The following is a 10,397-nucleotide window of genomic DNA, read 5'->3' as shown; positions in this document are numbered from 1 at the left end:
AAAAGCCGGATTGGACCGAGTTACGCCGCGGAGCCTGGTCAGGGACCGAATCTCGCGGCGTAGGGCGCCGAACTCGCCCGGATTGGCAGCGCTCGCGCCATCGCCGGCGGGCAGTAGACAATCACACGCCCGCCAGCCGTCACAGGCGGGCGGTGGGCAAGCGCGCGGGCAGCGCCCACGCGGCGGGTACCTAGTGGATGTAGTCAATCAGCAGCACCGAAGCTGCACCGTCGCTGTAGAGCGACGCGTAGTTCGTGAAGTGGGCACCGGACGTGGTCACGTCGCGCAGCGCCGCAGCCGTCGCGCGAATGTCGCCCGTGATCTCGGTCGCGTTGGGGAAGTCACCGAACACCACGCGTGAACTGCCGGCGGCATCCGTGGCGGCGTGGCGGTCGAGTCCGTGGCGCACGAGCTCGAAACGCAGGTTGGTGAGCGGGCAGATCATGACGCCGCGGAAGACGCGCCACTGGTCCGACGGCTCGAGCGCCGCCGTGGCGTCGTCGGTCGTGGTCTCTGTAGACTCAACCGCGGAAAGATGCGTGCCGGTCAGCTTCTCGCCGCGAACCCGAGACGATGCGCTACGTACGCGCGTTCGGGGTGTTCGCAGGAGTGACATCGGGAGATCCTTTTCGTAAGGTGAGGCACCGCGACTCTGCGACGTGAATGTTCTTCAACCGTACGCCTGTCCCCCTTAATGCGGACACCCCCTGTCACCCCCAGTCTGGGGGTCATTAACGCCCGCGCAGCAGCCAGGGTCGCAACATGCGGGTCACGGCCGGCAGCACCCAGTACGCCATGATCGGCGTCAGGATAACCGTCGTGATCAGCACCTTCAGCGCGGTTGCCACGTCGCCCCATCCGGGAACCAGCCCGGTCACCAGCAGCGTGAACACCAGGTTCACCGGGAAGAACCCCAGCCAGATACTCACGGCCTGCTTCCAGCGGGGCGGCGCCAAGGGAGTGCGGACAGCGGATGACTCGGTGCTGGGCACGTCGAACCAGCCCTCGATCCCCGTGCGCTTCTCCACGCGTGACTCGACCACGAGCTCGCGGCCCTCTTCGAGCCATCCGGCCCGATCGTCCGACCCCTCCCACGCGTCAAGAAGATGCTGGTTGGAGAAGCGGTAGAGCATGTGCCAGTGCCAGGAGTCCTGGCTCGATCGCACCCATCCGGATCCGAGAAAGCCCGGGTAGCGGTTGGCGAGGTTCACCCCCGCCTGCACCCAGTGGGTGACTTCCGGGATCAACGCCGGGTCGACGGTACGGGTGATGGACACGGTGACAGGTATGGCGAGCGATGCTTGTGGCTGCTGCGCCTTCCCAGACTCTTCTGGAGACATGTCTTTAGTATCCGTGCCGCATGTTTCCGGGGCATTACCGGCGCGGCGGGGTGGATCGGTCACTGGCTGAGTAGTGCGTCGGAGGCCGTATCGGATCACTCCCCCCGCGGGAAACGCGGATCCGATACGGCCAGCGATGTGGACTACTCAGCCAGCCCCACTCAGTTGTGCGACCGGGTCATACCGCTGCCCCTGTCGTCGCGGCGGTGACGCAGCCACATCGCAAGGAACAGTGCTCCGAACGCGAGCAGGAACAGGGAGGCGAGGAAGCCCAGCAGCGGGGTGACACCCGTGGCGGGAAGCTCTGCCGTGGACAGCTGCGCGTACTGGAACGCGTCAGCCATGATCAGCGAGCCGCAGCTGGCGCTACCGACGATGGTGACGTCGGCGCTGCTGTCCGTGCCCGCGGGGGTCACCGCCCTGATGACGGTTCCCGCGTCGTTGACCGTGAAGCTGCGGGCTTCCGTGTCACCGAACAGCACCTTCGTGGTCCCGGCGAAGCAGCTGCCCGAGATGGTCACCGTGGTGCCGCCGTTCGACGATCCCGAGTTGGGAGTCAGCGACTGAACGGTGACCTGCAGGAAGGTGTAGGCACCGAGTTCCGTGTTGCCATCGGGATCGAGCACCTGGACGTCCACCGTTCCGGCGACGTGGGCCGGCGACTTGACCAGGATGGTTGTCGCATTCACCACGCGGAAGCTGGTTCCCTTCGTTCCGGTGATTGCCGCGGGTCCCGCTGCCGTGATGGATGCCGCTGCCGTCGAGGCCGTGGCGTCATCACCGAAGACGACTCCGGTTGCCCCGAGGAATCCGCTGCCCTTGATGATGAGCTGAGTGCCACCGGCGACCGGACCGACGGCCGGGCTGATCGACGTGAGGAACGACGGGTCAGGCACGAACTCGAACTCATCGGGATCCTGTGCCATGCCGCACTCGTTGGCGCCAATCACCATGATCACCGCGGCACCCGTCTCGTTCGGCGGGGTGACCGCCGTGATGACGGTGCCGGCCGCGTTCACCTGGAAACTCACCGCGGAGATGCCGTCGAACGTCACGTCGGTTGCACCCGTGAAGCACTCACCGGTGATGGTGATCGTGGTTCCACCCGTGGAGGGGCCGGTTCCCGGTGACGCATCGCGGATGACGGTGCCGACGTAGGTGAAGTTGACCGGGTCCGAGTTGCCCGCGGGATCAACCACCACCAGGTCGACAACGCCGATGGCGTGCGCCGGTGTCCTGACCGTGATGCTCGAGTCACTCACCACGGTGAAGGCCGTGCCAGGCGTTCCGTCGAAGGTGACGGCCGTTGCTCCCAGCAACCCGTTACCGGTGATGGTGACGAGCGCTCCCCCGGCGACGAAGTCGGTGACCGGGGTGATCGAGGTGACGTCGGACGGAGCCGCGATGAACTCGAAGCCCGAGTCATCCGTCGCCGTTCCACAACCGACCGCGCCGACCACCGTGACATCCACGACTCCCGAGCCGACCGGCGAGGTCACCGTGATGACGGTGCCGGCGGAGTTGACCGTGAAGTCCGTAACCTCGGTGTCGCCGAAGCGCACCGCGGTTGCCCCGGCGAAGCAGGTTCCCGAGATGGTGACGACGGTGCCGCCCGCTGCCGGGCCGGTGGCAGGAGCCACCGTGTCAATGGCCGTCGGCGGGTAGTAGGTGTAATCGAGCGGGTCGGAGTCGCCATCGGGATCGAGGACCACCAGGTCGACGGTGCCGAGCGCGTGAGCCGGTGAGGTCACCCGGATGGTGGTGTCGTTCACGATGGTGAACGCGGTGCCCTCCGTGCCGTCGAACTCGACCCCGGTGGCGGACAGGAAGCCCTCACCCGTGATCGTGACGACGGTGCCGCCCGCGGTCGACCCGGAGGTCGGCGCGATGCTGGCGGCATCGGACGCGACACCGACGTATCCGAAGGGGATCGCCGTGCTGTTGCCGGCCGGGTCGACGACGATGACGTCGACGGGTCCGCGGTCGTGGGCGGGCGACGTCACCGTGATGGTGGTGTCGTTGACGACCGTGAAGTTGGTGCCGGGGGTGCCGTCGAACGTGACGCCCGTTGCCCCGGTGAAGCCGGTTCCGTCAATGGTGATGACGGTGCCGCCTGCCTCACTTCCTGTCGAGGGAGCCAGGGACGTGGCACCCGAAGCCACGCCCCTGAACTCGAACTGAACCGGCGTGGAGTTGCCCGCCGGATCGACCACCACAACGTCTACCGACCCGACTGCGTGGCCAGGGGTGGTGACTGTAATGGTGGTGTCATTGACGACGGTGAACGCGGTGCCCGCGGTGCCGTCGAAGGTGACGCCGGTCGCTCCCACGAACCCGGTACCGGTGATGGTGACGGGGGTGCCGCCGCTGTCCGGGCCGAACGCGGGGGTGAGCGAGCTGGCGCTCGAGGGAACACCGGTGAAGGTGAACTCCAGTGCGTCGGAGTTACCCGCGGCGTCCAGCACGATCACGTCGACGGGTCCGACCGTGTGGGCCGGGGTCGTGACGCGGATGCTGGTGTCGCTGAGCACCGTGAAGGTTGTGCCCGCGATGCCGTCGAAGGTGACGCCGGTTGCCCCGAGGAAGCCGGAGCCCGTGATCGTCACGACGGTGCCGCCGTACACGGTGCCTGTGGGAGGAGTGAGGCTCGTGGCATCCGCTCCCACCGCCAGGTAGCTGTAAATGAGTGGCAGCGAGTTTCCGGCCGGGTCTACCACGATGACGTTCGCCGGGCCCACTCCGTGTTGGGGGGTGGTGACGGTGATCGTCGTGTCGTTGACCACGGTGAAGCTCGTGCCAGCGATGCCGTCGAACAGCACGCCCGTTGCTCCGTAGAAGCCCGAGCCGGAGATGGTCACCGGGGTGCCACCCGCCTGAGTGCCGGAGGTCGGGATGAGGGAGTTAGCGACCGATGCCACGTTGACGTACTCGAAGTCGATCGGCGCGGAGTTGCCGGTCGGGTCGACCACGATCACGTCGACGGTGCCCGTCGAGTGCGTGGGTGTCGTCACCGTGATCGTCGTGTCGTCGACCACCGTGAAGGCGGTACCCGGGGTGCCGCCGAAGGTGACTCCGGTGGCGCCGAGGAAGCCGGTGCCGGTGATGGTGACGAGCGTGTTGCCCGCCTCCGTTCCGCTGATCGGCAGCAGGCTCGTCGCGGTGGAGGCGACGCTCACGTAGCGGAACGGCAGGCCGATCGAGTTGTTGCTCGGGTCGATCACCACCACGGACACGAGTCCGGGTCCGTGCGGCGGAGAGGTCACGGTGATGGTGGTGTCGTTGACGACCGTGAAGGAGGTGCCGGCGGTGCCGTTGAACTCGACACCCGTGGCGCCGAGGAAACCGGAGCCGGTGATCGTGATGACGTCGCCGCCGGCCTCATCGCCCTGCGTCGGGCTGAGGCTCGTGGCGTTGGCGTCGACGGCGATGTATTCGAAGTCGAGCGGGTCGGAATCGCCCGAGGCATCCTCGACGACCACGTCGACGGTGGCGGGAAGGTGAAGGGGTGACGTCACCGTGATGGTGGTGTCATCGACGACCTCGAAGTCGTCACCCTCGGTGCCGTCGAAGGTCACACCGGTTGCACCCAGGAAGCCGGAACCCGTGATGGTGACGGCAGTGCCGCCCGCCTCCGAACCCACCGTGGGCGTGAGGCTCGTGGCCACCGAGGCCACATCGACGAACTCGAACGGAAGTGAAGCATCTCCCGCCGGATCGGCGATCACGGCGCTGACGATGCCTGCCGCATGCGGCGGGGTGGTCACCGTGATGGTGGTGTCGTTGACGACGGTGAACCCGATGCCCGCGCTGCCGCCAAAGGTCACACCGGTGGCGCCCAGGAAGCCGGAGCCCGTGATGGTGACGACGGTGCCGCCCGCCACGGTGCCCGTGGGGGCGTCAGGGAGTCGGGGTCCGACGCCGTGGCGGTGTAGGTGTATGTCAGGGTGCCGGAGTTGCCGGCCGGGTCGATGACCTGAACGTTCACGAGACCCGGGGTGTGCGGCGGCGATTCTACCGAGACCGAGGTGTCGCTGATGCGTGTGAAGTTCGCGCCGGCAATCCCGTCGAAGGTCACGCCGGTGGAGCCGATGAGGCCACTACCGGTGATGATGACCGTCGTGCCGCCCGCCTCATCCCCCGAGAGTGGCGTCAGCGAGGTGATGGTGGAGGCGGTGGCGCCGTACTCGAACTCGAGCGGGTCGGAGTTGCCCTGGGGGTCGACCACGTCCACATCGACGACGCCCGTGGCGTGCGGCGGGGTGGAGAAGGTGATCGTGGTGTCGTCCACGATGACGAACGGCACGGAATCCCCATCGACCGTGAGGTCGGTGGCGCCGATGAAGCCGGAGCCCGTGATGGTCACATCGGTGCCGCCCGCCTCGTCGCCGGTGGCGGGGTCAAGGGACGTGGCTACCGAACCGACGGCGACGTAGGTGAAGTCGAGCGGGCCGGAGTTGCCGCCCGCGGCGTCCAGCACCACGACGTCAACCGTGCCGGGAGCACCGGCGGGCGACGTCACCGTGATGGTGGTGTCGTTGACGACGGTGAAGTTCGTCCCCGCGGCACCCCCGAAGGTCACACCGGTGGCGCCGGTGAAGCCCGTTCCGGTGATGGTGACGACGGTGCCGCCCGCTTCGGAACCGGTGGTGGGAGCGAGGGATGTCGCGTCCGAGGCATCCGCTGTGAACTCGAAGTCAATCGGGGCAGAGTTGCCACCCGCGGCGTCGACCACCACCAGGTCGACGACGCCCGGGGCGTGGGGCGGGGTGGTGACGGCGATGGTGGTGTCGTTGACGACGGAGAAGACCGTGCCGGCCACGCCGTCGAAGGTGACTCCGGTGGCGCCGGTGAAGCCGGTACCCGTGATGATCACGGCGGTGCCGCCGAGCTCGGTGCCGCTGTCGGGTGCGACGGAGGTGGCATCAGACGCGACCGACCCGAAGGTGAACGTCAGCGGGCTCGAGTTGCCGCCGAGCGGGTCGACGACCACGACGTCCGTGGCGCCGGGAGCGTGGCGCGGGGTTGTGGCGGTGATGGTGGTGTCGTTGACGACGACGAAGTCGGTGCCGGCCACGCCACCGAAGGTGACGGAGGAGGCACCGGTGAAGCCGGAGCCGGTGATGGTGACCGGGGTGCCGCCGATTTCGGGGCCGCTGTCCGGGGTGATGGCGGTCGTGTTCGACGCGATCGAGAGGAAGGTGAAGCCGAGCGGGTCGGAGTTGCCGGCGGCATCCACCACGATCACGTCGACGGCACCGGGAGCGTGCAGCGGGGTCGTGACGGTGATGGTGGTGTCGTCCACGACGGTGAATCCGGCGGCGGGTGTGCCTCCGAACGTGACGCCGGTGGCTCCCGTGAACCCGGAGCCCGTGATCGTGACCGGCGTGCCGCCGATCTCGGCGCCGGAGGTCGGGGTGAGCGAGGTCGCCGCCGAGGGGCTCGCCAGGTAGGTGAACGTCTGCGGGGTGTTGCCCGCCACGTCCTGCACGACCACGGCCACGCCGCCGGGCGCGTGGCGCGGGCTGGTGACCGTAATGGTGGTGTCGTTGACGAGGGTGAAGGCGGTGCCCGGGAGTCCGTCGAACGTGACGCCGGTGGCGCCGGTGAACCCTGTTCCGCGGATGGTGACGGGCGTGCCGCCCAGCTCGGTGCCGCTGTTCGGCGTCAGCGAGGTGATGGCCGACGGTGCCGCGGTGTAGGTGAAGGTGCGGGCGGCGGAGTTGCCGGCCGGGTCGACGACGATCAGGTTGACGGCGCCCGCCGCGTGCGGGGGTGAGGTGACGGTGATCGAGGTGTCGCTGACGACGGTGAACGCCGTGCCGGGGGTTCCGTCAAAGGTCACACCGGTGGCTCCGAGGAATCCGGAACCCGTGATGGTGACGCCCGTGCCTCCGGTGTCGGGACCCGTCACGGGAGTAATGGATGTCACGGCTGCGGCAACCGGGACGTAGGTGAAGGTCAACGGGGTGGAGTTGCCCGCGGCATCCACCACTACAACGTCAACCGCGCCCGGACCGTGTGCCGGGGAGGTGACGGTGATCGTCGTGTCGTTCACGACGGAGAACGCGGTGCCGGGGGCGCCGCCGAACGTCACGGAGGTCGCTCCCGTGAAGCCGGAGCCGGTGATGGTGACCGGGGTGCCGCCGGTCGGCGGTCCCGTGGTGGGTGTCAGCGAGCTGGCCGTCGAGGCGATGGCGAGGAAGGTGTAGCCGAGCGGGCTGGAGTTGCCCGCGGCATCCTGCACCACAACGTTCACGAGCCCGGGTGCGTGCGTCGGTGTGGTGACGGAGATGGTGTTGTCGTTGATGACCGAGAACGCGGTGCCCGGCGTGCCGCCGAAGGTCACGCCCGTGGCGCCGATGAAGCCGTCACCGGTGATGGTGACGGGAGTGCCGCCGACCTCCGTGCCGCTCGTCGGAGTAAGGGAGGTGGCCGTCGAGGGCGCGGCGAGATAGGTGAACGCGCGGGAGGCGGAGTCCCCCTGTGGAGCGTTGACGACCACCGTCACAGGACCGGGCAGGTGGGTGGGCGTGACGAAGCTCAGAGTCGTCTCCGTGGCCGTGAAGGTGGTCACGACGCGACCGCCGATGGTGACGGATGACGCGGTGTCGAGGTTCGTTCCGGTGATGTTCACCGTGGTGCCGCCCGCTTCCGGACCGCTCACCGGCGTCATCGTGGAGATGGTCGGATCGGGCTCGGCAACGTTGGGGCCGACGGACGAGGACCCCAGGTTGCCGACGAGGGCGGCGCCGGCCGGGAGGATCGTGGTGCGCAGAGCGGTGACCCGGAAGACACCTCCGGTGTTCGATTGCACGTTGGCCGTCAGCGAGACGACCCCGTTGATCACCGGGGAGAGCGCGGGAAGCACGAGGTTGGTGACGGGCGTGAGCAGCGTGGTCAGCAGGCTGGTGGTGACGTTGCCCAGCGAGGAGAGCGGGCCGACCAGGGCACTGAGCACGGCGCCGAGCTGGATCGGGATGCCGATGACCGCGAGGCCAGCCGAACTGTTACTGAGGAGCCCGCCGACGGTGGTGTTGATCGTGATGACGGGGACGGTCAGCACGCTGACGTTGCCGACGACGGTGATGCCGTTGATCACGTTCTGCAGGCGGGTGCCGATGGTGGTGACGAGTCCGCTGACCGCGGCGCTGATCGAGGCACCGATGGCCGCGACCTGCGGGCCGGTGAGCAGGCTCGTCGACGGCGGCAGCCCGTTGAGGGCCGTCAACGCGCCGATATCGACGGTCACGACGCCGGTGCTGAGGTTGATGGTCACGGCGCCGTTGGTGATGTTGCCGGTGAGCAGCCCGGCGAGGGCTGTGCCGAGCGTCGGGGTGCTGACGGAGAGGTCAACGACCGCCAGTGAGTTGAGCAACGGGATGTTGAGGACTGACGTCGACAGCGAGGCATCCAACCCGTTCACGGTTGTTTGCAGTGCCGCCACCTGATTGTTGATGCTCGTCACGAGGTTGCCGAGCGTCGCGCTCTTGAACTGCAGGCTCAGGTCGTCGATCTCGTAACTGCCGGACGCCGCGCCCGGGGCAGCCTTGGTGGCGCGGGAGGAGACCGCACCGACGTTGAGGCCGAGGTCGGCGACTTCGCGGGTGATCGCGGTGCCGAGGCCGAGGGCGCTGACCGTGTTGCCGAGGTTGAACGTGAGGTCCCCGGGCACCTGCGACGGCGGGACGTTCGCGACGCCGATGGTGCCGTCGTTGGCCACCGCTCCGGACGCACCGGTGGACGCGCCATCCGGTGTCGCGGTCGCGTACTGCGAAATCACGCCGGCGTTGGCGATGTCCAGGGGGAGTTGGATGCCGCCGGGCAGGGAGATCGAAATGGCGTTGAGCACCGACAGGTCGAGGTTGTCCCGGTTGGTGACGGTGGGCTGCGTGCCGTTGTTGGTCGCGGTCACGCCTCCCAGGTTCACCACCTGCCCGAGGGGCTGGTTGAACAGGGAGCCCGACAGGAACTGCCCGGACGCGCTGGAGGAGTCACCTGGTGCGGCGAGTGCGCCGCCGATTCCGGTCGTGAAGGCGAGGGTAGCGCCAACGGTGAGTGCTGCAAGCGCTGTGAACGAGCGGTTGCGGATGGACGTGTTTCGGGTCTGAGAGTTGGCGCTGGCGCGCGTTTCCCTCCACGGCGTAGGCATGAACTGCTCCCCTAGCTGCAGCCTCGCAATCGCGACTACTGGGCCCCCGCCCCGCGAATTGCTGGCATCCGTGTCAGCTGGTTCTCACCATATGGCCGGGCCCGTTTCGGCGGCCACACTGCCGCTACCGAATGACTACTGGGGGCCCTACTGGGATTGCGGATGACCCGGGGCCAGCGTTCCACGGTGGGCACGTCGTACCATCGTCCAATGACTTCGCCACCTCCCAGCACGATGACCGAGGACTACCTCAAGATCATCTGGAAGTCCCACGAATGGTCCGACGACGGCATCACCACCAACGAGATCGCGGCGATACTCGGAGTCACGGCATCGTCGGTGTCCGGCAATCTCAGCAAGTTGCTGCGCGAGGGCTACCTCGACTACGAGCCGTACGGACCGATCAAACTGAGCGACAAGGGCGAGGCGCTCGCGGTGCAGATGGTGCGCAGGCACCGCATCATCGAGACCTACCTTGTCGAACACCACGGATACAGCTGGGACGAGGTGCACGACGAGGCCGAGGTCCTCGAGCACGCCGTGTCCGACCGGCTGCTGCAGCTGCTCGACGATGAGCTCGGCAATCCCGTGCAGGACCCGCACGGCGACCCGATTCCGAACAGGGATGGCACGGTGACCCGCATCGAGGGACGCCGGCTGCACGAGTTGAACACCGGCGACGAGGCATCCATTGTCCGCGTGTCCGACCACGACGCGGAGTTGCTGCGCTACCTCGCCGGACTTGACCTCACGGTGGGGGCCGCCCTGCGGGTGGCGGCCAAGCGGGACTTCGCGGGCAGCATGACGATCGTCCGCACCTCGGACGGGAGCGCGGAGGTACCGGTCGAGCTTGCGACCCTCGCGGCGAACGCGATCTGGGTCACGCAGGGCTGAGCGGGTTGCTGCCG

The 10,397-nt window shown here is 67.8% G+C and carries 5 protein-coding genes; 1 reads left to right on the top strand and 4 read right to left on the bottom strand.

All coding sequences use genetic code 11. The features are described 5' to 3' along the window. Positions 1-190: 190 nt before the first annotated feature. From HB677_RS16775 to HB677_RS16760, 4 genes are all read right to left on the bottom strand, one after another. Positions 191-616 carry a hypothetical protein gene (locus HB677_RS16775; RefSeq protein WP_213816883.1) on the bottom strand — a complete coding sequence of 142 codons (426 nt, stop codon included), beginning with the start codon at positions 614-616 and terminating at the stop codon, positions 191-193. A 115-nt stretch (positions 617-731) separates the two neighbouring features. Then, positions 732-1,340 carry an antibiotic biosynthesis monooxygenase gene (locus tag HB677_RS16770; RefSeq protein ID WP_213816882.1) on the bottom strand — a complete coding sequence of 203 codons (609 nt, stop codon included), beginning with the start codon at positions 1,338-1,340 and terminating at the stop codon, positions 732-734. A gap of 161 nt (positions 1,341-1,501) precedes the next feature. Beyond that, positions 1,502-5,221, bottom strand: a complete 3,720-nt coding sequence (locus HB677_RS16765) for an S-layer family protein (RefSeq protein WP_213816881.1) — start codon at positions 5,219-5,221, stop codon at positions 1,502-1,504. Next, on the bottom strand, positions 5,161-9,489 hold the full coding sequence (locus HB677_RS16760; protein WP_213816880.1) for an IPT/TIG domain-containing protein: 4,329 nt from the start codon (positions 9,487-9,489) through the stop codon (positions 5,161-5,163). Before HB677_RS16760 ends, HB677_RS16765 begins: the two co-directional genes overlap by 61 nt. 210 nt (positions 9,490-9,699) lie before the next feature. Between HB677_RS16760 and HB677_RS16755 the strand changes: the two genes are divergently transcribed. Next, positions 9,700-10,383 (top strand): metal-dependent transcriptional regulator, encoded by a 684-nt coding sequence (locus tag HB677_RS16755; RefSeq protein WP_213816879.1) that lies wholly within the window; start codon positions 9,700-9,702, stop codon positions 10,381-10,383. Positions 10,384-10,397: the final 14 nt, after the last annotated feature.

It is taken from the genome of Glaciihabitans sp. dw_435, from assembly GCF_018449675.1.
Classification (GTDB): domain Bacteria; phylum Actinomycetota; class Actinomycetes; order Actinomycetales; family Microbacteriaceae; genus Glaciihabitans.
This window is presented reverse-complemented; position numbering and strand designations above follow the sequence as displayed.